Source organism: Delftia sp. NA_296.1 (assembly GCF_052692095.1).
The window spans coordinates 350,413-374,715 of the sequence record NZ_JBQZGF010000001.1 but is presented as its reverse complement, the minus strand read 5'-3'; the positions used below and the strand labels follow the sequence as shown (position 1 = coordinate 374,715).

Sequence of the window (24,303 nt, the reverse complement as noted above, 5' to 3'; positions counted from 1 at the left end):
CAGCTGCGGCATCGCGTCCTCCTTGCTACTTGGGCATCCACACCCGCACCAGCGACAGCAGCTTCTCCACGTCCAGCGGCTTGGCGATGTAGTCGTTGGCACCGGCGGCCAGGCATTTCTCCTGATCGTCCTTCATGGCCTTGGCAGTCAGGGCGATGATGGGCAGGCGGCGCCATTGCGGGCGGTTGCGGATCTCGCGCATGGCGGTGTAGCCGTCCATCTCGGGCATCATGATGTCCATCAGGACCAGGTCGATGCCGGCCTGCGCCGTGCCCCGCGCTTCCAGGGTTTCCAGCGCCTCGCGCCCGTTGCGCGCGATCTCCACGCGGATGCCCGTGGGCTCCAGGATGCTGGACAGCGCGAACACATTGCGCACATCGTCCTCCACCACCAGCACCGTGCGCCCTTCCAGCGCCGACTCGCGGCTGCGCGCCACCTGCAGCATCTGGCGGTGCTCGGCCGACAGCTCGGACTCCACCTGGTGCAGGAACAGCGTGACCTCGTCGAGCAGGCGCTCGGGCGAGCGCGCGTCCTTGATGATGATGGACTTGGAAAAGCGCCGCAGCTGCTGCTCTTCATCGCGCGAGAGCGCGCGGCCCGTGTAGACGATGACAGGCGGGAAGGAAACATCGTCCTGGTCCGTCATGCGCTGCAGCAGCTCGTAGCCGCTGATGTCGGGCAGGTTCAGGTCCATCACCATGCAGTCGAAGGTGGCGCCGCGCAGATGCTCCAGCGCCGCCGCCGCCGTGCCCGCGCAGACGATGTCCACATCGCTGCGGCTGAGCAGGTGGCGCACGCTCTCGCGCTGGCGCTCGTCGTCCTCCACCACCAGCACGCGGCGCAGGTCCTGGGTGAACTTGGCCTCCAGCCGCTTCAGGGCATGGACCAGTTCCTCGCGCTTGACGGGCTTGAGCGCGTAGCCCACGGCGCCGCGTCCCATGGCCTCCTGCGAATAGTCGGCCACCGAGACCACGTGCACGGGAATGTGGCGCGTGACGGGGTTGCGCTTGAGCTGGTCCAGCACGCCCAGGCCCGAGAAATCGGGCAGGTTGATGTCCAGCACGATGGCGTTGGGCTGGTTGCTGGCCGCCATGGCCAGGCCGTCGGACGCGGTGTTGGCCACATCGCATTCGAAATCCATCTCGCGCGCGAGCTCGGAAAGAATGTCGGCAAAGCGCAGATCGTCCTCGATGACGAGGATGCGGCGCCCGCTCTGCCCGCTCTTTCGCAGGGCATTCGCGGCGGACGAAGTAGGCAACATCGGCGCAGACATGGCTGGCGACATGGCCGGCGCGAACGCGGGCGCAGCCGGCGCGACATGGGCCGAGGCGACGGCGGGCACGGACGCGGGCGATGACACCGGCACCTGCGTCTGTGTCTGTGTCTGCGTCTGCGTCTGCGTCTGCGCATTCGCCAGCGATTCCCGCGCCGGGCGGGGCAGCGGCGCGGCAGCCAAGGCCTGGCCAGGCTCCACCAGCTCCAGGATCACAGGCACGGTCAGCGTGAACACGCTGCCCTGCCCCGGCGTGCTGGAGACGGTCAGCGTGCCGCCCAGCAGCCCGGCAAGGTCACGTGAGATCGACAGGCCCAGGCCCGTTCCGCCAAACTTGCGATGCGTGCTGCCGTCCGCCTGGCGGAAGGCATCGAAGATGAATTGCTGCTGCTGCTCGGCAATGCCGATGCCGGTATCGCGCACGGCAAACGCCAGCATGCCCCCGGGCACGCGGGACACCTGCAGGCCGACCGAGCCCTTGGCCGTGAACTTGAGCGCGTTGGACAGCAGGTTCTTGAGCACCTGGGCCAGCCGCATGGGGTCGGTCTGCATGGAGGCCGGCACGCCGGGGTCCACCGTCCATGTCAGCTCCAGGCCTTTTTCGCGGGCGATGGGGCGTAGCGGCTCCATCAGCGCCTGCAAGGCGGTGGCGATGGTCATGGGCTCCACCAGGACGCTGACCTGGCCGGCCTCGATCTTGGACAGGTCCAGGATGTCGTTGATCAGCGCCAGCAGGTCGCTGCCCGCCGCATGAATGGTCTGTGCGTACTTGACCTGATCGGCCTGCAGGTTGCCGGGCTTGTTGTCGGCCAGCAGCTTGGCGAGGATCAGCGTGGAATTCAGCGGCGTGCGCAGCTCGTGGCTCATGTTGGCCAGGAACTCGCTCTTGTACTGGCTGGCCAGTTCCAGTTCGTGCGCCTTGTCGGTCAGCGCACCCTGGGCGCGCAGCAGTTGCTCGCGCTGGTACTCCAGCTGCTGGGTCTGCTCCTCCAGATGGGCATTGGTCTGCTCCAGCTCGCTTTGCTGGTGCTCCATCTGCGTCTGCGACTCCTGCAGGATGCGGCTTTGCTGCTCCAGCTCCTCGTTGCTCACGCGCAGCTCTTCCTGCTGGGCCTGCAGCTCTTCCGACTGGCGGCGCGTTTCTTCCAGCAAGGTCTCAAGGCGCGAACGGTCCAGGCCCGAGCGGATGGCCACGGCCAGCATTTCGGACGCCCGCTCCAGCAGGCTGCGCTCTGCCTCGCTCACCCCGCGCAGAAAGCCCAGTTCGATGACGGCGAACACTTCGCCGTTCTCCATGGCGGGCGCCACCATCAGCTGCAACGGGCTGGACTGGCCGGTGCCCGAGGAAATCGGCAGGTGCTGCGCAGGCACGTCCCTGACATGCAGCAGCTTGCGCGAGGTGACCGCCTGGCCCGCCAGGCCCTCGCCGGGCAGCAGCTTGTGCTGCAGGCGCTCGCGCGGCAAGGCATAGCCGCCGAACAGGCGCAGACCGCCGTCGGCGCAGTCCACCACATAGCCGGCGCCCACCTCGGCGCGCAGGTAGGTGGCCAGGTATTCCAGTGCCTTCTGGCCCAGGTCTTCCAGCCGGCGGTCGCCCTGCAACTGCTGGCCCAGGCCGGACAGACCGGACGTCACCCACGACTGGCGCGCCTTGACGCGGTACTCGCGCACCGTCAGCGCGGCCGATGCCAGGATCAGGCCCAGCAAGATGAGGGAGCCGCCCCAGGAGTAGTACGTCGAGGTGGTGGATGCCTCCACCCACAGCTGGCGGCGCTGCTCCAGCTCACGGGTCTGGCGGGTGTAGAGATCATCGATCAGCTCGCGCAGCCGGTCCATGGCGTTCTTGCCCACGTCCAGGCGCACCAGGGCCATGGCGGCGTCCAGGTCGCCGGCCTTGCGCAAGTCTATGGTTTCCTGCAGCTCGCGCAGCTTCTGGGTCGAGATGTCCTCGATCTGGTCCAGCAGCCGGTGCTGCACGGAGTCGCTGGACGTGCGCGCCTTGAGCGCCTCCAGCTGCTTTTGCAGCACATCGCGCGCCTGCTGGTAGGGCTGCAAATAGGCCTGGTCACCCGTCAGCAGAAAGCCCCGCTGCCCGGTTTCGGCATCCTTGAGCGAGGCATTGAGCTGGCTGAGCTGGCGCATGGCCAGCGTCGTGCGGTCCATGGCATTCACGGCCTGGCCCCGCGCCTCGGACGCCCGGAAATTGACGAAGGCGATGACCAGGGTGGCCAGGGCCGCTGCACCAAAGCCTGCAACAAGCGTCCATGGAATGGCAAAGCGCTGGGTGGTCTGGTGGCTGGAAGATCGTGGCATGCAGTGGAATTTCTGGCGGAAATGGACGAAGGAATCCGCCAGGGACTGTAACGGTTTTGCGCGGCCCTCGGCAGCACTCGACCACACTCGGCCACAGTCCGCGCTGGTTTCAGCGGTGCGCGACGCGCGGCGCCACCACGGCAGCCGTTAACATGGCCCGATACCTTCCTTCCGACATCCCGCTGCGGTCGTCGGCCCACACTCCAGGAACCATTGCATGAAAACCTTTGCCCTCACCGTCGCATCGCTGGCCGCCGCCGCTTCGCTGGTGTCCACCAGCGCCAATGCCGCAGCGTTGATCTTCCTCAACGACACCATCGCCGCACGCATTCCCGCCAGGGACCTGCCCGACGCAAAGGCCACCGTGGCCAAGGTGCTCAACGAGGCCGCCGACGGCTCCGTGACCGAATGGACCAGCCGCCCGAACCGTACCAACCAGCGCGTGACGATGGCCTTGCAGCCGCAGCAGACCGTGCAGACCGGCTCGGCCGGAAGCTGCCGCCTGCTGTCGGCCGACGTGCGCCTGAAAAAGACCTCGGAAAACTGGCGTTTCTGGTTCTGCAAGCAGTCCGATGGATCGTGGAAGGCCAGCGGCAGCCAGCCCTGAGCAAGGATTGCGGTGGCCTGTCACCGGGAATCCGGCATGGACCTACGCCACCAGTCCTGGACACATGGGAGCATGTCGGCCGGAAGATCGACATCGGAGAACAACCATGCCCCATGAATTTGTGCAGGCCACGACACTCGCCAGACGGCTGGCCCTGGGCGTCGCCGCAACCTCTTTGCTGACGCTGGCCGCCTGCTCGGGCGAGACCTCGTCAACGCGCGCGGGATTTCCCATGGCCGAAGTGCCGCGCTTCAACCAGCCCCCGCCGGACAAGCCCCTGCTGGGCCAGCCCGTGATCATGGCCGAGCAGGTCATGCCCCATGCCAAGGGGGATCCGCACGAGCCCTTGCCGCCAGCCGCGCCCCTGCCCGCCAAGGCATCGGAGCCCGCAAGCGGCTCAGGAGCCACGAACAAGGAAGATGCCGGCGGCGTGAACCCTGCCGCCGGCCAGGCCGCCGCCATCACCGATGGCCAGGGCGAGGGCTCCAAGTACCAACTGGGCGCCCCCAAGTAGCTGAACTCGGCCAAACCCGGCAGAACTCAACCGTAGCCGGACGGACTCAGAACGAAGTCCAGTCCCCGTCGTCATTGCCCTTGGCCGCCACGGTCTGCTTGGCGGCAGGCAGCTTTGCGGCGGGCGCTGGGGCGGCAGATGCGCTGCGTGGGGCAGCAGCGGGTGCAGTGCCAGCAGCGGGGGCGGATGCGGCCAGCGGTCGGGCCACAGGGCGCATGGGCGCTGCCGCAGAAGGCGCGCGCGCGGCAGGTACTGAAGACGAAGCTGCTCCCGTCCCTGCACGGGCCGGCGCCACGCCGTCGATACGGAACACACTCACAGCGGCCGCCAGCTGATTCACCTGGGATTTGAGCGAGCCGGTCGCAGCTGCTGCTTCCTCGACCAGCGCGGCATTCTGCTGGGTCACCGTGTCCATTTGCGAAATCGCCTGGTGCACCTGGTTGATGCCGCTGCTTTGCTCCTGGCTGGCGGCCGTGATCTCGGCCACCAGGTCGCTGACCTGCTGCACGCTTTGCACGATGCCGTCCATGGTGCGGCCGGCCTCGGCCACCTGGCGCGTGCCCGCGTCCACCTTGGACACGGAGTCTGCAATCAGGTCCTTGATGTCCTTGGCCGCCGAGGCGCTGCGCTGGGCCAGCGCACGCACCTCGCCCGCCACCACGGCAAAGCCACGGCCCTGCTCACCGGCACGTGCCGCTTCCACGGCAGCGTTCAGCGCAAGAATGTTGGTCTGGAAGGCAATGGAGTCGATGACGCCGATGATGTCGGCGATCTTGCGGCTGGACTCGCTGATGCCGCCCATGGTGTCCACCACGCCCGCCACCACCTTGCCGCCCTGCACCGCAGTCTGCGATGCCGAAGCGGCCAGCTGATTGGCCTGGCGTGCGTTCTCGGCGTTCTGCTTGACCGTGCTGGTCAGCTCCTCCATGGCGGCAGCCGTCTGCTCCAGCGAGCTGGCCTGTTGCTCGGTGCGCGAGGAAAGGTCCTGGTTGCCCGCATCGATCTCGCCCGAAGCCGTGGCGATGCTGTCCGCCCCCGAGCGCACCTGCCCCACGACCTGGGCCAGGTTGTCGTTCATCTGGCGCAGCGCCTGCAGCAACTGGCCGGTTTCGTCGCGCGAATCAACGGTGATGCGGCTGGTCAGGTCGTTGTTGGCCACGGTGCGCGCCACGCGCAGGGCTTCGGCCAGCGGCACGGTGATGCCGCGCGTGATCCACCATGCGGCCAGCGCGCCCAGCACCACCGCCAGGGACACCACGGCGATGATGGTGGCGCGGCTGGCAGAAAAGCGCACCTGCACTTCACCGGCGGAGCTGTCTATGGCGGCGCGCTGCATGTCCAGCAGGCGCTGCACGATCTCTATATAGCGCTGCGTGGCGGGCTGGTACTCCTGGGTGAACAGGCGCTCGGCATCTTCTGCACGGCCTTCGGCCTTGGCCTTGGTCACCACGTCGCGGCCCGCCAGGTAGCCGGCGCGCGCCTTCTTGATCTCGACCCAGATGTCCTTTTCTTCCTGCGTCTGCAGCAGCGGCTCGATGCGGTCCTGCAGCTTGCCCGACTGGCGCGAGGACTCGGCCGCGTCTTCGGCAAAGAAGGTGGCCAGCGAAGGATCGCTGCTCTTGGCAATGGCCGTGGTCCGGCGCGAGCCCGAGTGGATGTTGCGGAACCAGTCGCTGATCATCCGCTCCTTGGCCAGGGCCACCTCGGTGATTTCCGTGGTCGAGCGGGCCATGTGCCCCATGCTGACGATGCTGGTGACACTGATCAACAGCATGATCAGCAAAAGAATGGTGAAGCCGCCTCCGAGACGGAGGCCGATGCGCAGGTTTTTCATGTTTTCCGGGAGCAGGATGCAGGGCGGGGATGCTGCTGAAATCAGTTCTTGAGGTAGGCGTCCAGCACCATGCGGTTCCAGTTGGCCGAACCGACCAGGGAGTCGCCCAGCTTCTCGGCCGTGGCAACCACCGCACTTTGCTGCTGCTGCAGCGTCTTGACCCGGTCACCCAGACTGGCCATGGACGAGCTGAGGCGGCTGCCCGTGGACAGCGCAGAGTTGGCGCTGCTCTCCACCGCCTTGCCAATGCCGGCCAGGGCCGAGGTCACGCCGGCGGCATCGGCGGCCATGGACTTTTCCAGGGCCTTGGCATCCACCGCCAGCGTGCCGTCCTGGCGCTGGACGATGCCGAGCTTGCCCAGGCTGGGCGCAGTCGCGCTGCCCGTGACACTCATGATGGCCGAGCGCAACTCGCGCAGGGCGCGGGTGGCCCCCACATCGGTGGAAGAACCGGCCGCCGCGCTCACGCTGCCCTTGGCAACGCTGGAGTTATAGCGCGCCACCAGCTTTTCCAGCGCGCCTTGCACCGACTGGGTGGTGCTGGTGGCCGAGAGCGCGGCCACATCCTTGCCCGCCGAGGCCAGGTCCACCAGGGATGACTTGAACTGCCCCAACGCCGACAGCGAGGTCGATCCCGCCTGGGCCTGGGCCGCAATACGCTCGTGCGCCTTGGTCAGCGACGGCGCCAGCTTGCGGACCTTCTCCGCTTCGGTGGTCTCCGTCTTGGTGCTGTCCGTCTTGGTGGCGCTGGTCTCCGCAGCGCTCTTCTTGCCGGCCGAATCCGAAGCCGCCTGCGTCGTGCTGTTGAGCTTCGATTGGGCGCGGGCCAGCAGGCTTTGCACATTCAGGTTGTCGGTTCTGATGCTCATGTTCTCTTCCCTGTGAGTTGGCAGATGGCGCGGGCGCGAGGCCCGTCCACGGTTTGGCAGGAAGACTACCGGGACGCCGCCGCAGCGATGCGGGGAAAAGCAGGCCCCTTGCCCACGACTTGCAGGCTTTGCTGCGCCGGAACGGATGTCCGCCGCCTTCCCGCAGCGGCCCGGCCATGAAAAAGGGCCTCCGAAGAGGCCCTCCACCAACACATTGCGGCCCTCAGGCCATCTGCGTCAGGGCGCCATAGCGCTCGCGCGCCGTTTGCAGCATGTAGAACGTGATGCGCTTGACCTCGGCCCGGCTGTCGGCGATGTGCTCCCTCAGGCAGGACTGGGCCCGCGCCGCATCGCCAGCCTCGATGGCCGCGAGGATGGCGGCATGGTCGTCATAGGTTGCCGAGACGCGCGGCAGCTTGATGACATCCAGGCGCCGGATGATGCGGATGCGCTCGGTGATGTCCAGGTGGATGCGCGCCATCTCCTGGTTGCCGGTTGCAGCCACCAGGCCGGTATGGAAGGCCTCGTCCAGCGAGGCCACCACGGCGGGGTCGGTCTCGCGCTGCTCCTCGGGCACGCACCAGACTTCGCGCAACGGCTGCAATGACTTCAGCGATTCGCCCACCAGGCTGGCCACGGCGCTGGTCTCCATCAGGGTTCGCACCTCATAGAGATCCTCGAAGTACTTGAAGTCGAAGGCCTTGATCTGCCACCCGCTCTTGAAATGCACATCGACATAGCCATCGCGCTGCAACCAGAACAGCGCCTGGCGCACAGGCGTGCGGCTGACCTGCATGCGCGTGGCGATTTCGCCCTCGCTGAAGCGGTCGCCGGGCAGCAGGCGGAAGTCGAAGATGTCGTTCTTCAGGCAAGCGTAGATCTGCGCGGCCAGCGAGTGCGCGCTGCTTGCAGGCCCCTGGCGCGTCTCGCACACGGGCGGGGAGGCAACCGCGATGCTCATGCGACTGCCATGCCGGTTGGAGAACACCACCCCTGCCGTTGGCGACAGCAAAGTCCAGCCAGGACCCGGCGCAAGGCGGTGGAAAAGTGCGAAGCCATGCCTTCGGCACCGTGCAGATTTGCAGCCGGTGACAGGGTATACGCCGATTGCTGCTGCAATCTCTCTGACGGATTTGCACGCCGGCAATGGGCAATGGTCCATTCACGCATTTAGTACTCTTTCTTGTACACAAGTTGGCAGTGGAATTTATTAAAGAAACGAATTGCGTTTTAATAATTGGACCGGCAAAAATATTCTCGACAACGTCCGATGTTCGTGTATGCTCCGCCACTCGCCGCAGTACGGGCCAAACGCACCACAACGGTTCGCAGGCCCGGCACCAGGCATTCAATGTGCCTGATCAATAGACACAGGAACCCACGCGCGGTAATCCTGCGCATATCCACGGCAATCCATTTTTATCAGAAATTTTCTGCACATTGATAGTGCAGCGAGCAAGTCGATTCCCCATGCCCGCGGCCATGGGTTTTTGTGTTTGTCAAAGATTGACAAGCCTGACGACATTCAGCTTTTGACAGGAATGGAAAGCTGGCCCACGTCAAAAAAATGACACAAAAACCAGCCAGGCACGCGGTTACCCACGCGGCCTCAAGGCACGTCTCTCCGATATTCCTTCAACAGCCCGATTTCGGCTTTCCATACTGAAAAGCCTCCATCGATAGATGGAGGCCATATTCCCGCACTTCCACGGCAACACCCGCGCCAGACGCGTCCGACGCGGGTTGCCGCAGCAGCACAGCTGCGGGAGGAAGCTCAGGCTTCGCGGTTTTCCTTGATGTTGAAGCCCATCTGGCTCTCGGCGCCCTTGCCGCCCTGGTTGGTCTGTTCCCAGTACTGGGTCTTGACCTTGGCAGCCTGGAACGAGTAGTTCACGGTCACGGTGTCAGAGGAGTTGGCGCCGCTGACGGTCACGTTCGTCACCATGACGTCGGTCAGGGTGATCTTGGTGAACTCGATCTGCGAGCCGCCGGCCTTGCACAGCGAGATGTCGACCTGGCCCAGGTGCTTGCCCGTGGCGCAGTGCTTGAGCACGGCGGGGTAGCACTTGTCCACCTTGGCGATGACGTTCAGGTCATGGAAGCTCACCTTGCCGGCGCCGGCACCGCCCCCGCTGGACATGGTGTTGGGCTGGGTAGCACCCCAGGTGAAGGAGTCGATGTCGGTCCAGCCCTTGTGGTTGGAATCCTGGGACTCGCCACTGGCGCCCTCGACCTTCATGAACATATCAACGGACATTGCACACCTCTCGAACTAATGGATTAAACGTTCGCATGCAACCCAATAGCCTGATTGCATCGGATGGTTCACACGCGAACAAAGGGGAAACCACTCTCGGGTAGAGCGCACGAAACCGATTCACTTAACACGTGATTCAGATCAGTGCGGCGCATACCCTGGATGGTCAAGGAATGTATTGACAATCGCCTGCAATCCTCACTGTCGTGAACCGCCCTCCTTTGTTGGAGCCGCGATGATAGTGGATAAGGCCGGCAAAATACAAACAATTGAGCAGACTGAATTGTTACGGCGGATACATCTGAAAAAAAATGTATCCACCTCATATCCATTCGATTCGTGTCATGGCTTTTTGCGGAACTCAAGCTACACTCACGCCGCATTCGGAGTCCGATTGAAATACGATCTTGTATTCATGACGAATCCATGACGCTCGTCTTTGGCCCCTGGCTTCAGACAATAGGCTGATTGAGGAAAACCAACGGTTTACAGAGACAGATTGCCGGTGTGATGCCGGCTTTCTCCTTGTCCAATGGCCTCGAACAGGTTCGGCACCCTGGCTGCGCGACAGACATCGCCCGCCAGGGTGTGAAACAACATCTTGGGTGGGATTGCATGGATAGCGAAGCAGCATGTTCGACCAACTGCCTTCCGGCAGGTGTCCAGATTGGCGAATACCGCGTGCTCGATGTCATCGGCGAAGGCGGTTTCGGCATCGTCTACAAGGCCCGTGACCTCTCGCTGGACCGCGAGGTCGCGATCAAGGAGTACATGCCTTCGGCCCTGGCCGGGCGGCAAAGCTCCCATCAGGTGCATGTGCGCTCGCAGCACCGTGGCGCGTTCGACGCCGGGCTGCGCAGCTTCATCAACGAGGCCCGCCTGCTGGCGCGCTTCTCGCACCCCACCCTGGTGCATGTCTACCGATTCTTCGAAGCCGGCGGCACGGCCTACATGGTGATGCGCCACTACGAGGGCCAGACGCTGGGCCGCGTGCTGCAGGCATCGTCGGGCCGCATCGACCAGGCCCAGCTCAGCACCCTGCTGGCCCCGCTGCTCGATGTGCTCGAGGTCCTGCATGCACAGGACTGCTTCCACCGCGATATCGCGCCGGACAACATCTTCGTGCAGCGCGATGGCAGCCCCGTGCTGCTGGATTTCGGCGCCGCGCGCCGCATCATCGGTGACATGACCCAGGCGCTGACCATGGTGCTCAAGCCCGGTTTTGCGCCCATCGAGCAGTACGTGGACGATGGCGCCATGCCCCAGGGCGCGTGGACGGACATCTACCAGGTCGGCGCCCTCATTCACCAGGCCGCCACGGGCCGCACTCCTGCCACCTCGGTGGCGCGCATGGTCACGGACCCCATGCAGCCGCTGACTTCCGAGCAGGTTCCCGGCTACTCCGACGCCTTCCTGCAGGGCATGCAAAAAGCCCTGGCCGTGCGCCCGCAGGACCGGCCCCAGTCGATTGCCGAACTGCGCAGCCTGCTGGGCCTGTCTGCCGAAAACCGGGCGGCGCCTGCGCCTGTGGAGCCCAGCCCCAGCCCCAGCCCCAGCCCCATCTACATCCCGATCACGACGCCTGCGGCCGTTCAGGCCGCCATGGCCAGCGAGTCGGCATCGGCGCAGGCACCCCGGTTCCTGCCGATCACGGAAACCTACGTTCCCGCACCCAACCCGCAGGTTGCGCCCGTGGCGGCGGTCATGCCGTTTGCACCTGTGGCACCTGTGGCACCTGTGGCACCTGTGCCGCCCGTGCCGCCTGTTGCAACGATTCCACCCATAGCCCCTGCGTCACCGGCCCCCACGCCTGCTGCCATGGCAACGCCTCAGATGGCTCCCCCATCTGCGCCCCAGGCCTCTGCAGCCGACCCGATGGGCCTGGGCAACGGGCCGTTCATCGACATCGACCAGGCACTGCCGGGCATGCCGGCGCCTCAGGCTACGGGTCAGGCCCCGGTTCCGGCTGCACCACCTGCACCCGTTCCCGAGCAGCCCGCCGCAGCGCCGGCCGTCCAAGGCAAGCCTCCGGCTGCCCGGCCTCCAGCTGCGGGGGCCCAGGCAGCGCCCAAGGCCAGGCGCAGCAGCATGGCCGTACCGTTGGCCATCGGCGCCCTGGTGCTGGCTGCCATCGCGGGCGGCGGCGTGCTGTGGTACGACCATTCCCAGGACCAGGCACGCGCCAAGACCCTGGCAGCACGCGACAGCCTGGCCTGGCAGCAGGCGCAAAGCCAGTCCAGCCTGGCCCGCCTGCAGGACTACCTGGACAGCTTCCCCGAAGGACAGCACCGCACCGAGGCCCAGGCGCTGCTCAAGCAATTGCTCAACGAGGCTTCGCTGGCCTCCACGGAGCAGGTGCAGCCGATGACCTCGCCCGAGCAGCAGGCCGCGTTGCCCGAGATTGCCCCTTCGCAGCCCGAGCAGAGCACGCCCGTCGTCCCCGTCACGGTGGCCACCGGGTCCGAGCCGTTGCCCACCGAGCCGCCCAAGACCGAAGCCCGCCCCGTCAAGCCCGCAGCGGCCACGGGCAAGGTGGTGTTCCGGGTCGTGCCCTGGGGCTATGTCTCCGTGAACCGCGCCCCGGCACGGACCAGCCCGCCGCTGACCCAGATGGAGCTTCCAGAGGGCGAGTACCGCATCGACATCAGCAACCCGGGTGCGGCCTCCACGGTGACCAAGACCATCACGGTCACCAAGGGCGAGTCGGTGACCGTGAACCATCTTTTCGAATGAGCGCGGCCCATGGCTCGACTGATGAACCACCGCTGGCGATGGATGCTGTGCACTGCAGTGCTCGGCCTGCCCTGCCTGGCGCATTCCCAGGCGGCATGCGAAGAGACCGCGCCCGCCCAAACCGGCTCGGCAGGACGCCCGCAGCTGGCGCAGGGCATTGCGCTGTTCGAGGCGCGCGACCTGGCCCAGGCCGAGCGTGCGCTGCAGGCTGCGCTGTTTGGCGGGCTGGCCGATCCCATGGAGCGGGCCTCCGCCCACAAGTACCTGGCCTACACCTATTGCACGCACAAGGAATGGGCGCGCTGCGAGGCGGCCTTCGATTCCGCGTTCTCCGCACACCCGGGCTTTGCACTGCAAGCCTACGAAACCACGGGTACGCCGTGGCGGGACGCCTACAGCCGCGCCCAGGACCGCTGGATCCAGCGCTGCCCTTCCGCGCAGCGGCTGCGCACGGCCCCTGCGGCACCCACGGCCGGTGGCTTTGCACTGAACAGCCGCGTGATCACCTCGATCACCGCCCTGACACCCGGCCTTGCTCCAGCGCGCTCCGCCGCGCTGGCCGCACGGTCTGAGACGCCACGGACAGATCACAACCTGCGCCTGAGGGTCAGCCCCTGGGCGAATGTGCTGATCAACGGCAAGCCGTCCGGCGTCACCCCTCCCGTCGTGCTGCTCAAGCTGGCGCCAGGCTCCCACACGGTGGAGCTGCGCAATCCCGGCTTCGAGAGCTATCGGCAGGTGATTCGCATCACCGACGGCCAGTCGGTGACCCTTTCCCATGACTTTGATGCCCGCTGACCATGTCCATGACCCTGAATATTCCTCACTCCATCCAGCGCCTGACCCTTGCCCTGGCCGTTGCCTTCGGCCTGGCCGCGTGTGAAACCGCGCCCAAGCCCGTGGAGCCCGAGCCGGCCCCGACCGTGGTCCAGCCTCCGGAGCCCGTCAAGCCCGTGGACCCCGTGGTGATCAAGGAGCAGGAGCTGGTCGAAGCCATCCAGCTCTATGTGGACGGCCGCTATGAGGACGCCATCACGGCGCTGACGCCCCTGTCCACCGCGCAGGAACTGCCCATGAGCAGCCAGGTCAAGGCGCTGAAGTACATCGCCTTCAGCCACTGCGTGGAAGGCCGCCGCAAGCCCTGCCGCCAGCACTTCGACATGGCCCTGGCCCTGGACCCCACCTTCCAGCTGACGGAGGCCGAAAAGGGCCACCCCATCTGGGGCCGGGAGTTCAACAACGCCCGTGCCGCGCTGCGCAACAAGCGCCCTGCGCCCGCGCGCAAAGCCTCCTGAGGCATCCCGACGCTTCCTGAAAACTGCCTAGCCTAAGACTCCATGGACAAAATCGAACTCAGGGTCGTGGACCACGATGGCGTTCCGGTCGATCGCCACTGGCATGCCGTATTCGGCATGGCCGGCGGCACGATCGGACGCAGTGGCCAGAACAAGCTCATCATCTCGGACCCGGACGCTTCCGTCGCGCGCGTGCACGCCATGGTCAGGCTGGATTCCGAGGGAGCCTTTGTTGCGAACCTGAGCGAGCGTGATCCCATCTGGGTGGCAGAGCAGCCCGTGCGTTCGGGCCAGGAAGTGGGCCTGCCCCTGGGCGCGCGCATCCGTATCGGCGCCTACACCCTGGCCGCCGTGGCGCCGGGCACACCTTTCGAGGCACCGCCTTCGGCTGCAATGCAAAACGCGCAAGCCACACAAGCCGCGCAAGCAACGCAGGCAGCGGCCCCACCCGCCACAGCCGCCCCGCCTCCCGTCGCCGCCCAGCCCCCGCTGCCGGAAGCAACGCCGCCGGCAGAGGCAGCGCCGCTGGCAGACGTATTGCCTGCCGCCGCCCCCGGCATCGCCGATCCCTGGGAAGGCCTGACGGCACTGAGCCTGGATGCCATCCAGACCCCTGCCGTGCCTTCGATCGAGAGCGCCATCCCGCCCGAGCAGGCTGCACTGGCCATGCCGCAGCCCGCCAAGCCGCAGCATCGCCCCCTGCTGATCCCCAATGATTTCGACCCCTTTGCTCCGCCGCCCCAGCAGGCTCGGCAGCAGGAGGAAGGCTGGGCCGGCCTGCCATCGCAAGGCACGGGCGAGTTGATACAGCAGCGCCATGACGGCATGGTCCACACCCTGCCGCTCAAGGGCCTGAGCACCGAGGCCTTGCATGATGCCTCCCATACCGGCCTGCCTTCGTGCTTCGAGCAATCCCAAAAGCTCGACCCGCTTGCGCTGTTCGACCAGGGCGGCCTGCCCCCCGATGCGCAGCCGCTGCAGCAGGCCTCGGGCCGGGGCTCCGAACTGGGCCAGGCCTTCAATCTGCCGCGCATGCAGTCGCATGCACAGCCCGCAGAGCCGGTGCCACCGCAGGAGGCGGCAGCACCGGCCCAGCACTCACTCCCGCCTGTGATCGATACCGTGATTCCTGCAGTGCAGGAGCAGCTTCCTGTACAGGTAGAGGCACGGGCACAGACGCAGGTACACGCGCAGGTACCGACGCAGGCACAGGACATTCCGGTTGCTGCGCCTGCACCGGCGCCCGTGCCCCAGATCCCCGCCGAGCCGGCCGCGCTGGACGGTCTGCTGCCCACCAATGGACTGGATCTGGACCTCTTCAAGTCCGGTCTTGCCCACGTTGCGCCCGTCGCCAGGGCTGCCGCTGCCTCGGCCCCCCTTGACGCAGGTGTCAACCTCAATATCCCCGCGGCCTCCAGCATCCTCGGCCAGGGCGACGCCGCCATCCCCATCGGCGCCCTGCCCTCCACCGCCGCGCCTGTCGATATTCCCGTGCAGCCCCAGCCGGCCGCCAACGCCGATCTGCAGGCACTGGCCGCCGCCTTCATGGAGGGCGCAGGCCTGAACCCGGCCAAGACCCATTTCGAGGTCACACCGGAATTCATGCGCACTTTCGGCGAAGCCCTGCGCATTGCGGTGCAGGGAACCATCGACCTGCTGGCCGCGCGCTCCGAGATCAAGCGCGAGTTCCGCGCCGGCGTGACCATCATTGCCACGGGGGCCAACAACCCGCTCAAGTTCCTGCCCAATTCCGAGGGCGTGCTCATGCAGATGGTCCACCAGACCTTCCCGGGCTTCATGAAGCCGCTGCCTGCCATGCAGGATGCCTTCCAGGACCTGCATGTGCACCAGCTGGCCCTGATGGCCGGCATCCGCGCCGCCTATGCCGAAGCCCTGACCCGGTTCGATCCGACCGAGCTGGAGCGCCGCACAGAAACCAACCCCGGCCTGCTGGACAAGCTGCTGACCAATGGCCGCAAGGCCGCGCTGTGGGACGACTACAAGCACAACTTCGACGTACTGCGCCGCCATGCCGAGGACGACCTGATGGCCTTCTCGGGCCGCACCTTCGTCGAGGCCTACGAAAACGCCGAGCAGTCCGTGAAAGGCCAGCCGTGATCGCCTACCTCGACGGAGCCGGCCACCGCTACAGCATCCAGGTGGCCAGCGCCTCCCACAGCGGCAGGCGCTCCAGCAACGAAGACGCCATGGGCCTGATGGACCTGGGCGCCGGCGGCCTGTGCTGCACGCTGGCCGATGGCGCTGGCGGACACGGGCACGGCGAGCTCGCCGCCCAGCTCACCGTGCAGGCCGTGCTGGAAGGCTTCCGGGAGAACCCGCTGTTCGCCCCAGCCAGCCTGGCCTCCCTGATTTCCCAGGCGGAGCACCGCGTCAGCGGCCAGCAGTCCACCTCGGTCTCGCGCATGCACATGAGCGCCACCGTGGTGGTGCTGTGCATCGATCCCGAGCAGGGTCGTGCCCTGTGGGCGCACTGGGGCGACTCGCGCCTGTACTGGTTCCGCGCGGGCCGCATGCACCTGCGCACCGAAGACCACAGCCTGGTGCAGCAGCTGCTGCACGCCGGCCTGTACGAGGAGAACGACCCGCGCCGCCTGCCCAACCGCAACGTGCTGGCCGGCGCCATTGGCGCCGAGGGCCAGGTGCCGCCCAGCATCCGCGCCGACGCCGTGGCCCTGGAGCCCGGCGATGTCTTCCTGCTGTGCTCGGACGGCCTGTGGGAAGGCATGCACGAGTCGGAAATGGAGCAGTTGCTGGCCGCCAGCCAACGCCCCGACGAATGGATACAGCGCATGGTCGGCCGCGTCGTATCCAGCGGCAATCCGCACCAGGACAACCTCAGTGCGCTGACGGTGTGGATCTGCCCGCGTGAAACCAATGACTGACATCGAGACAGGAGAAGCCATGTGGAGATCAGAGGAACCGCAGGGATCGCAGGGGCGCCGGCAGGCGCTGCAAACGCTGGGCGCCTTGGGCCTGGGCACGGCCGTGGTGACCGGCCTGGCCGGCTGCGGCTCCCTCAACCCCCTGAGCCGCGCGCCCGAAGTGGCGCCCACAGCCGTGCCCACCGCCATATTCGAAGTGGTGGCGGACATGGACATCAACCCGGACCGTGAAGGCATTCCCAAGCCCGTTCTGCTGCGCATCTACGAGCTGCGCGCCTCCGCCGCCTTCGACCGCGCCGGCTTCTTCGACCTGCAGGACAAGGACGACGGCCAGCTGGGCAGCGACTTCGTGCGGCGCGAGGAATTCCTGGTCGCGCCCGGCCAGCGCCAGGTGATTGAGCGCAAGGGCAACCCCGATGTGCGCGCCTTCGGCCTGTTCGCCGCCTACCGCGATCTGGAGCGCAGCACCTGGCGCGCCTCGGCCGTCGCGCCCAACTCCGTGGAGCTGCGCCGGCGCTGGTGGGGCATGGGCTCCACCGAAAAGCTGCAGCCCGTGCGCTACCAGGTGCACCTGACCCGCGAAGAGGTCACCGTCCGCATTCAACCCGCATCCCAATAAACGCACATCTATCCACCATGGTCTGGCAACGCAAAGTCATCTGGGCCGAGGGCATGTTCCTTCGGCCCCAGCACTTCCAGCAGCAGGAGCGCTTCCTGTTCCGGCAACTGCAGTCACGCAGCCTGCCGGGGCAGCCCTTTTTCTGGGGCTTCTCGGAACTGGAGCTGGACACCGATCTGCTGCGCATGGGCAAGCTGGGAATCCGTTCGGCCCACGGCGTGCTGCCCGACGGCACGCCGTTCCAGCTGCCGGGCGACGACGAGGCGCCCACCCCGCTGGACATCGGCAAGGACTTCAAGGACGTGGTGGTCCACCTGGCGCTGCCGCTGCGCCGCTTCTCGGGCAGCGAAGTGACCTTTGGCGAAGGCTCCCAGAGCCCTGCGCGCTATCTCAGCGACGTGACCGAAGTGGCGGACAGCAACGACGTGGGTGCCCAGCCCGCCGAGGTGCAGCTGGGCCGGCTGCGCCTGAGCCTGCGCCCCGCCCACGAGCTGACCGAAGGCTGGGTCAGCCTGCCCGTGGCCCATGTGGTGGAGCGCCAGGCCAGCGGCGGCGTGCTGCTGGAGCCCGGCTTCATCCCCACCGTGGTCAACAACGGGCCCAGCTCGGTGCTCAACACCTTCTGCAAGGAAATCCACGGCCTGCTGCGCCAGCGCGGCGAAGTGCTGGCCCAGCGCATGATCCAGCCCGAACGCGGCGGCATCGGCGAGGTCGGCGACTTCCTGCTGCTGCAGCTCATCAACCACTGGACGGGCGCGGCCCAGCACTGGGTGCGCACCGCCAGCATCCACCCCGAGCGCCTGTTCGAGGAACTGCTGCGCCTGGCCGCCGAGCTGACCACCTTCGACCACGAGCGCCGCCGCCCCGAGGTGCTGCCCGCCTACGACCATGACGACCTGCGGCGCAGCTTCCCGCCGCTGATGCTGGAGCTGCGGCGCAGCCTGTCCTCGGTGCTGGAGCAAAACGCCATCCAGATCCCGCTGCACGACCGCCAGTACGGCGTGCGCGTGGCGCTGATCCCGTCCACCGAACTGCTCACCACCTGCGACTTCGTGCTGGCCGCCCATGCCCAGACCACGCCGGAATTCCTGCGCACCCACTTCCCCACCCAGACCAAGCTGGGCCCCGTGGAGCGCATACGCGACCTGGTGAACCTGCACCTGCCCGGCGTCACGCTGCGGCCCCTGCCCATTGCCCCGCGCGAGATTCCCTACCACGCGGGCTACAACTATTTCGAGGTGGACACCACGCACGATCTGTGGAACCAGCTGCAAAGCTCCGGCGGCCTTGCCATGCACGTCTCCGGCGAATTCCCCGACCTGCAACTGGAGTTCTGGGCCATCCGCCGCTGACGGCGCGACGCATCTTCCGACATGAACAGTTCCAACATCAGCCACCAAATGCCCTGGGGCGGCGACGCCGACACGGGCCGTGCCGAAGGCGCGGCCAGCGCCGCGCCCGCGCCTGCCGGCCAGGAGCCGCTGCGCTCCAACCTGCCCGACGTGGTCAGCGGCGGCAACCCGCTGGTGGCCGCCGCCAACCGGCTGCTGAACCTCATCCCCCAGATCCGCGCCATGGTCACCAATGAGGACCCGCGCGCGCTGCAACAACTGCTGCTCGAGCACATCCGCGAGTTCGAGCAGCGCGCAGGCGCCAGCGGCGTGCCCATGGAAACCATCATCGGTGCACGCTACTGCATCTGCACAGTGCTGGACGAAACCGCCGCCCAGACGCCCTGGGGCAGTGCCGGCGTCTGGCCCAAGCACAGCCTGCTGGTCGCCCTGCACAACGAAACCTGGGGCGGCGAGAAGTTCTTTCAGCTGCTGGCCCGCCTGGTGCAGACGCCGCACCAGCACATCGACCTGATCGAGCTGCTGTACTACTGCGTGATGCTGGGCTTTGAAGGCCGCTACCGCGTGATCGACAACGGCCGCGCCCAGCTGGAGACGCTGAAGGCGCGCCTGCTGCAGCTCATCGAATCCACGCGCGGCGACCGCAGCAGCCTGCTGTCCGTGCACTGGCGTGGCGTGCAGCGCCTGGCCTCGCCGCCCTGGGCCATGGTGCCGCTGTGGGTGGCGGCTGCCATCACCTTGCTGCTGGCGTTCTTCATCTACCTGTGGTTCAGCTACCGGCTGTCCAACAGTTCGGACGACCTGTTCGCCGCCATCAACGAGATCCGCTTCCCGCGCACCTCGGCGGCCGCCACCGTCGCCACGCTCAAGCCGCGGCTGCGCCAGTTCCTGGAGCCCGAGATCCGCGAAGGCCTGGTCAGCGTGCGCGACGAGGCCGACCGCAGCACCGTCATCCTGCGCGGCGACGGCCTGTTTGACCCGGCCGCCACCGTCGTCAAGCCCCGCTACGTGCAGGTCATCCACCGCGTGGCAGCGGCCCTGGACGAAGTGCCGGGCAAGGTCGTCGTCAATGGCTACACCGACAACCTGCCCATACGCACGGCGCGCTTCCCGTCCAACTGGAACCTGTCGCAGGAACGTGCCCAGGCCGTGTCCCAGATGCTGGGCGGCTCGCTGCGCGACCGCCAGCGCCTGCATGCCGAGGGCCGTGCCGACAGCGACCCCGTCGCCCCCAACAACACGGCAGAAGGCCGGGCGCTGAACCGGCGGGTGGAAATCGTCCTGCTGGTCGCGCCCCAGCAACGTGACCAGCAACTGCAGGCCCTGCCTGCCGCACCCGAGACCAGGAACTGATCCCATGATCCGTCGCATCGCCTCATGGCTGTTCAACCGCTACATGCTGGAGCTTCTGGGCCTGGTGGCCCTGAGCCTGCTCATCTGGTTCGTCGGCCCGCTCGTCTTCATCCAGCCCTACCAGCCGCTGGGCAGCCCCACCGTGCGCTGGTGGATCATCGCCGGCCTGTTCATCCTCTGGTTCCTGCGCCTGCTTCTGCGCTGGTGGCGCGCACAGCGCATGAACGAGCACCTCATGACCGGCCTGGCCCGCCTGACCTCGCCGCGCGAGGCGGACGGCACGCCCGCAGCAGGCTCCGAGGAAGTGGCCGAGCTGGAGTCGCGCTTCAAGGAAGCCCTGGACACGCTGAGCAAGACCCGCTTCGGCCAGACCGAAGGCGGCCTGTTCGGCCGCTGGAACAAGCGCTACATCTACCAGCTGCCCTGGTACCTGATCATCGGCTCGCCGGGCTCGGGCAAGACCACGGCCCTGATCAACTCGGGGCTGGACTTCCCGCTGGCGGCCCAGTTCGGCAAGCGCGCCATCCCCGGCATAGGCGGCACGCGCAACTGCGACTGGTGGTTCACCGACCAGGCCGTGCTGCTGGACACGGCCGGCCGCTACACCACCCAGGAAAGCGATGCGGAGCAGGACAAGGCAGCCTGGAAGGGCTTCATGCAGCTGCTCAAGCGCTTTCGCGGACGCCAGCCGGTCAACGGCGTGATTGTCACGCTCAGCGTGCAGGAACTGCTCAGTGCCAGCGACGCCGAGCGCGCCCAGCTGGCCCAGCTGATCGGCCTGCGCCTGAGCGAGCTGTGCGAGGAGCTGACCATCCGCTTCCCCGTCTACGTGCTGGTCACCAAGAGCGACCTGCTGGCGGGCTTCAACGAGTTCTTCGGGGCCATGAGCCGCGAGGAGCGCGCCCAGGTCTGGGGCTTCACCTATCCCTATGACGAAAAGACCCAGCGCTCGCCCGCCAGCGACCCGCAGGCCGCCAGCGCCCTGTACATGGAGGAGTTCGACGCCCTGGTCGCCCAGATCAACCGCCTGCTGCCACAGCGGCTGATGACCGAGCCCGACCTTGCGCGCCGCAGCCTGCTCTACGCACTGCCCCAGCAGTTTGCCGGCCTCAAGGACGTGGTGCGCGACACGCTGGATGCGGCGTTCTCCGCCTCGCGCTTCAAGGAAAAACCGTTGCTGCGCGGCGTCTACTTCACCAGCGGCACGCAGGAGGGCATGCCCTTCGACCGCGTGATGTCGGCCCTGTCGCGCCGCTTTGCGCTGCGTGGCCGCCTGCCGGCCGATGCCGTGCCGCAGCAGGGCCGCAGCTACTTCCTGGAGTCGCTGTTCAAGGACGTGATGTTCAACGAGTCCGGCCTGACCGGGCGCAACGCCAAGAAAGAGCGCCAGCTGCGCCTGATGCAGGCCGCCGGCCTGTGCGCGCTGCTGCTGGCCCTGGGCGGCGCGGCCCTGGCCTGGACGCTGAGCTACGAGAACAACCAGCGCTACCTGAACGAAGTGGCCGACAACGCCGGCACGCTGCGCCAGGCCGTGGAGGAATCCAAGGCCACCGACCCCGACAACGTGGTCGCCCTGGTGCCCATGCTCAACCACGCAGCGCGCGTGGCGCAGAGCAGCCGCTTCGAGGAATCGGCCCCGCTGGGCTGGCGCTGGGGCCTGCTGCAGGTGCCCAAGGTGCAGACGGCCGCCCACGCCACCTACCTGCGCCTGCTGGAAGACGCCTGGCTGCCGCGCCTGAGCAGCCATGTCGCGCGCTCGCTGCGCCAGGTCAGCACCGGCAGCCCCGAGGCCAGCTACGAAACGCTCAAGGCCTATCTCATGCTCTATGAGCCCGACCACTTCGACGCCACCTTCGTCAAGGCCTGGCTGCGCAGCGATTGGGAAAACACCCTGCCCCAGCATCTGGTGCAGGCCGGCCTGGTGGACCAGCTGTCCGAGCACCTGGACCGCCTCATCGACGGCCGCGTGGTGGTCTCCGCCCAGCCCATCGACGCCAACCTGGTCGCCGAAGTGCGCCAGCGCCTGGCCCAGATGTCGCCCGCCCAGCGCGCCTACAGCCGCCTCAAGCAGCTGCTGAACACCGGCGACAAGCTGCCGCCCGACTTCAGCGTGGTGCGTGCCAGCGGGCCAGAGGCGCCCCAGGTCTTTGCGCGTGCCAGCGGCAAGCCGCTCACCCAGGGCATCAGCGGCCTGTTCACCTATGACGGCTACCACGGCCTCTTCCTGCACGAGCTGCCCAAGGTCACCACCTTGCTGGCCAAGGAGGAAACCTGGGTGCTGGGCCAGGCCGAAGGCCGGCGCAGCGTGGCCCAGGAAGTGCTCACGGGCCAGTTGGCCAACGAGGTCAAGCGCCTGTACCTGATGGAGTACGCGCGCCTGTGGGAAACCTTCCTGGCCGACATCCGCCCCATACGCACGGCCTCGCTGGAGCAGGCCGGCGAGCAGGCCCGCCTGTACTCGTCCGCCAACTCCAGCCTGGAGCAGTTCATCCGCGCCGTGGCCCGCGAGACCACGCTGGCCCGCCGCCCGGACCAGCAGGAAGGCGGCAGCTCGGGCAGCACCAGCAGCTGGCTGGGCGAGAAACTGCAGCGCATCCGCGAGGAACAGCACCAGCTCAGCCGCCTGACCGGCAAGCCGCTGAACGTGGGCGGCATGCTGGCCACCGGCACGCTGGAGGCCGACATCGTGGACTTCCGCTTCCGCGAATACCGGCGCCTTGCCACCAGCAACGGCTCGGGCCCGGCGCCCATCACCGCCAGCCTGCAGGTGCTCAACGAGGCGGCGGCCGTCATCGCCTCGGCGCGCCAGCAGGTGATCCAGGGCGGCGGCGTGCCTCCCTCGCTGAGCGGCACGCTGGAGAAGGTGCGCTCGGAAGCCAAGCGCGTGCCGCCTCCGCTCAACAGCATGTACGAGGCCCTGGCCACGTCCACCTCGTCCTTCGTGGGAAGCAGCGTGCGCAGCACGCTGGGCGGCAACCTCAACGCCACCATCGGCGACTTCTGCCGCCGGGCCATCCTGGGCCGCTACCCCTTCACGCGCAGCGCCACGCGCGACGTGACCACGGACGACTTCGCCCGCCTGTTCGCCACCGGCGGCACCATGGACGAGTTCTTCCGCACCCAGCTGCAGACCATGGTGGACATCTCCACCGTGCCCTGGACCTTCAAGCAAGGTGTGGACGGCACGCCGGTGGGAGGCTCTGCCTCGCTGGCCGCCTTCCAGCGCGCGGCCTCCATCCGCGACGTGTTCTTCCGCGCAGGCGGCAACACGCCCGGCATCCGGCTGGAGATCAAGCCGCTGGACATGGACGCCTCCATCTCCCAGATGGTGCTGGACGTGGACGGCGAAATCGTGCGCTACCAGCACGGCCCGCAAATCCCCAAGGCCGTCTCCTGGCCCGGCACGCGCGGCACCGGCCAGGCCCGGCTGCAGATCACGGCCGCCGGCGCCCAGAACACCGGCATCGTGACCGAAGGCCCCTGGGCGCTGCACCGCCTGTTCGACCGTGCCCAGATCCTGCCGGGCAACTCGCCCGAGCGTTTCACGGCCATCTTCACCATCGACGGACGCAAGCTGCGCATGGAAGTCACCACCAGCAGCGTCCTCAACCCATTCCGGCTCAAGGCCATGGAGGAATTCGAATGTCCGGACCGGCTGTGAACGCCATGACCCTCCAGCGACCCTGCGCCGCCTGGTGGGGCAAGCTGCCAAGCCAGGGCGATTTCGTCGGCCGGCGCATGCCCCACGCACTGACCATGCGCTGGGACGAGTGGCTGCGCAACGGCATGGACCAGCTGCGCAGCGATGCGGCCGACAACTGGTCCACGCGCTTCGTGCACTCGCCGCTGTGGTTCTTCCTGTGCCCCGCCTCCATCCTGGGCCAGCCCATGGTGGGCGTGATCGGGCCCAGCTCCGACCGCATCGGCCGGCTCTTTCCACTGGCCATCATGGCCACGGTGGACGGCAGCTCCGGCATGCCGGCGTCGGACCAGGACATCGAACGCTTTCTGAGCGGCGCACGCGATGCGCTCATCGACGCCCGGCGCCTGCCCCTGTCAGCCCAGCAGCTCGATGAGCGGCTGGCCACCCTGCAATGGCCGTTCCAGCAGGACGGCCGCGCGCCGGACAGCACCTCCATCCACAGCCTGCTGGCGGACCTTGACATGGGCGCCTCGCAAGGCAACGCCGCGCGCCTGCCGCGCATGGACTGGCGCGCCTGCATGCGCCCGGGCTCCACCACCTCCGTCTGGTGGATCTCGGCCACGCCGCGCCACGCCCCTGACGAAGTGGTCCAGCACGAAGTGCTGCACCGCCGCCTGTTCACCCGGCTGTTCAAGGGCGCCTGAGTTCGTCCAGATCGCACCGTCCACTCCACACCAT

At 67.1% G+C, this 24,303-nt stretch carries 17 protein-coding genes; 12 read left to right on the top strand and 5 right to left on the bottom strand.

What is annotated here, in order from left to right; genetic code table 11:
- Positions 1–25: 25 nt before the first annotated feature.
- Positions 26–3,586, bottom strand: a complete 3,561-nt coding sequence (locus ACUTR7_RS01880) for a response regulator (protein ID WP_445607965.1) — start codon at positions 3,584–3,586, stop codon at positions 26–28.
- A 217-nt stretch (positions 3,587–3,803) separates the two neighbouring features.
- On the opposite strand from ACUTR7_RS01880, the gene ACUTR7_RS01875 reads away from it, so the two are divergent.
- Together ACUTR7_RS01875 and ACUTR7_RS01870 are read left to right on the top strand one after the other, a co-directional pair.
- Positions 3,804–4,193, top strand: a complete 390-nt coding sequence (locus ACUTR7_RS01875; RefSeq protein ID WP_034393838.1) for a hypothetical protein — start codon at positions 3,804–3,806, stop codon at positions 4,191–4,193.
- A 106-nt stretch (positions 4,194–4,299) separates the two neighbouring features.
- On the top strand, positions 4,300–4,707 hold the full coding sequence (locus ACUTR7_RS01870) for a hypothetical protein (protein WP_097202334.1): 408 nt from the start codon (positions 4,300–4,302) through the stop codon (positions 4,705–4,707).
- A 46-nt stretch (positions 4,708–4,753) separates the two neighbouring features.
- On the opposite strand, the gene ACUTR7_RS01865 is transcribed toward ACUTR7_RS01870, so the two are convergent.
- The 4 genes from ACUTR7_RS01865 to ACUTR7_RS01850 form a co-directional block, all read right to left on the bottom strand.
- Positions 4,754–6,541 (bottom strand): methyl-accepting chemotaxis protein, encoded by a 1,788-nt coding sequence (locus ACUTR7_RS01865; protein WP_445607964.1) that lies wholly within the window; start codon positions 6,539–6,541, stop codon positions 4,754–4,756.
- A gap of 41 nt (positions 6,542–6,582) precedes the next feature.
- Entirely contained in the window at positions 6,583–7,410 is an 828-nt protein-coding gene (gene fliD / locus ACUTR7_RS01860) for a flagellar filament capping protein FliD (protein ID WP_099733585.1), read from the bottom strand.
- 223 nt (positions 7,411–7,633) lie between these two features.
- Entirely contained in the window at positions 7,634–8,371 is a 738-nt protein-coding gene (locus tag ACUTR7_RS01855) for a GntR family transcriptional regulator (protein WP_013802371.1), read from the bottom strand.
- Positions 8,372–9,184: 813 nt separating this feature from the next.
- On the bottom strand, positions 9,185–9,667 hold the full coding sequence (locus ACUTR7_RS01850) for an Hcp family type VI secretion system effector (RefSeq protein ID WP_013802370.1): 483 nt from the start codon (positions 9,665–9,667) through the stop codon (positions 9,185–9,187).
- Positions 9,668–10,282: 615 nt separating this feature from the next.
- Here ACUTR7_RS01850 and ACUTR7_RS01845 point away from each other — a divergent pair.
- The 10 genes from ACUTR7_RS01845 to tagF are packed head-to-tail and all read left to right on the top strand — an operon-like array spanning position 10,283 to position 24,269.
- Positions 10,283–12,400: a protein kinase domain-containing protein gene (locus tag ACUTR7_RS01845; RefSeq protein WP_445607963.1), complete on the top strand. Its 2,118-nt coding sequence runs from the start codon at positions 10,283–10,285 to the stop codon at positions 12,398–12,400.
- A gap of 9 nt (positions 12,401–12,409) precedes the next feature.
- A complete protein-coding gene (locus tag ACUTR7_RS01840) occupies positions 12,410–13,198 on the top strand; it encodes a PEGA domain-containing protein (protein ID WP_013802368.1) in 789 nt (262 codons plus the stop codon).
- Between the two features lie 8 nt (positions 13,199–13,206).
- Positions 13,207–13,695 carry a TssQ family T6SS-associated lipoprotein gene (locus ACUTR7_RS01835; protein ID WP_224986306.1) on the top strand — a complete coding sequence of 163 codons (489 nt, stop codon included), beginning with the start codon at positions 13,207–13,209 and terminating at the stop codon, positions 13,693–13,695.
- A 42-nt stretch (positions 13,696–13,737) separates the two neighbouring features.
- On the top strand, positions 13,738–15,813 hold the full coding sequence (gene tagH / locus ACUTR7_RS01830; protein ID WP_445607962.1) for a type VI secretion system-associated FHA domain protein TagH: 2,076 nt from the start codon (positions 13,738–13,740) through the stop codon (positions 15,811–15,813).
- Complete coding sequence (locus tag ACUTR7_RS01825; protein WP_310635584.1) at positions 15,810–16,598, top strand: PP2C family protein-serine/threonine phosphatase; 789 nt, start codon at positions 15,810–15,812, stop codon at positions 16,596–16,598. Before tagH ends, ACUTR7_RS01825 begins: the two co-directional genes overlap by 4 nt.
- 19 nt (positions 16,599–16,617) lie before the next feature.
- On the top strand, positions 16,618–17,217 hold the full coding sequence (gene tssJ / locus ACUTR7_RS01820; protein ID WP_013802365.1) for a type VI secretion system lipoprotein TssJ: 600 nt from the start codon (positions 16,618–16,620) through the stop codon (positions 17,215–17,217).
- Between the two features lie 17 nt (positions 17,218–17,234).
- Positions 17,235–18,569 (top strand): type VI secretion system baseplate subunit TssK, encoded by a 1,335-nt coding sequence (gene tssK, locus ACUTR7_RS01815; protein WP_012205669.1) that lies wholly within the window; start codon positions 17,235–17,237, stop codon positions 18,567–18,569.
- A 21-nt stretch (positions 18,570–18,590) separates the two neighbouring features.
- Positions 18,591–19,922: a DotU family type VI secretion system protein gene (locus ACUTR7_RS01810; RefSeq protein WP_012205670.1), complete on the top strand. Its 1,332-nt coding sequence runs from the start codon at positions 18,591–18,593 to the stop codon at positions 19,920–19,922.
- A 4-nt stretch (positions 19,923–19,926) separates the two neighbouring features.
- Positions 19,927–23,583, top strand: a complete 3,657-nt coding sequence (gene tssM / locus ACUTR7_RS01805; protein WP_043823006.1) for a type VI secretion system membrane subunit TssM — start codon at positions 19,927–19,929, stop codon at positions 23,581–23,583.
- Positions 23,565–24,269, top strand: a complete 705-nt coding sequence (gene tagF, locus ACUTR7_RS01800) for a type VI secretion system-associated protein TagF (RefSeq protein ID WP_239971407.1) — start codon at positions 23,565–23,567, stop codon at positions 24,267–24,269. The genes tssM and tagF overlap by 19 nt, the downstream gene beginning before the upstream one ends.
- The last annotated feature ends 34 nt before the right edge of the window (positions 24,270–24,303 follow it).

Bases quoted from the DNA above. Each gene is read 5' to 3' on its own strand.
- ACUTR7_RS01880 (WP_445607965.1), bottom strand. From the start codon at position 3,586: ATGCCACGATCTTCCAGCCACCAGACCACCCAGCGCTTTGCCATTCCA.
- ACUTR7_RS01875 (WP_034393838.1), top strand. From the start codon at position 3,804: ATGAAAACCTTTGCCCTCACCGTCGCATCGCTGGCCGCCGCCGCTTCG.
- ACUTR7_RS01870 (WP_097202334.1), top strand. From the start codon at position 4,300: ATGCCCCATGAATTTGTGCAGGCCACGACACTCGCCAGACGGCTGGCC.
- ACUTR7_RS01865 (WP_445607964.1), bottom strand. From the start codon at position 6,541: ATGAAAAACCTGCGCATCGGCCTCCGTCTCGGAGGCGGCTTCACCATT.
- fliD (WP_099733585.1), bottom strand. From the start codon at position 7,410: ATGAGCATCAGAACCGACAACCTGAATGTGCAAAGCCTGCTGGCCCGC.
- ACUTR7_RS01855 (WP_013802371.1), bottom strand. From the start codon at position 8,371: ATGAGCATCGCGGTTGCCTCCCCGCCCGTGTGCGAGACGCGCCAGGGG.
- ACUTR7_RS01850 (WP_013802370.1), bottom strand. From the start codon at position 9,667: ATGTCCGTTGATATGTTCATGAAGGTCGAGGGCGCCAGTGGCGAGTCC.
- ACUTR7_RS01845 (WP_445607963.1), top strand. From the start codon at position 10,283: ATGGATAGCGAAGCAGCATGTTCGACCAACTGCCTTCCGGCAGGTGTC.
- ACUTR7_RS01840 (WP_013802368.1), top strand. From the start codon at position 12,410: ATGGCTCGACTGATGAACCACCGCTGGCGATGGATGCTGTGCACTGCA.
- ACUTR7_RS01835 (WP_224986306.1), top strand. From the start codon at position 13,207: ATGACCCTGAATATTCCTCACTCCATCCAGCGCCTGACCCTTGCCCTG.
- tagH (WP_445607962.1), top strand. From the start codon at position 13,738: ATGGACAAAATCGAACTCAGGGTCGTGGACCACGATGGCGTTCCGGTC.
- tssJ (WP_013802365.1), top strand. From the start codon at position 16,618: ATGTGGAGATCAGAGGAACCGCAGGGATCGCAGGGGCGCCGGCAGGCG.
- tssK (WP_012205669.1), top strand. From the start codon at position 17,235: ATGGTCTGGCAACGCAAAGTCATCTGGGCCGAGGGCATGTTCCTTCGG.
- ACUTR7_RS01810 (WP_012205670.1), top strand. From the start codon at position 18,591: ATGAACAGTTCCAACATCAGCCACCAAATGCCCTGGGGCGGCGACGCC.
- tssM (WP_043823006.1), top strand. From the start codon at position 19,927: ATGATCCGTCGCATCGCCTCATGGCTGTTCAACCGCTACATGCTGGAG.
- tagF (WP_239971407.1), top strand. From the start codon at position 23,565: ATGTCCGGACCGGCTGTGAACGCCATGACCCTCCAGCGACCCTGCGCC.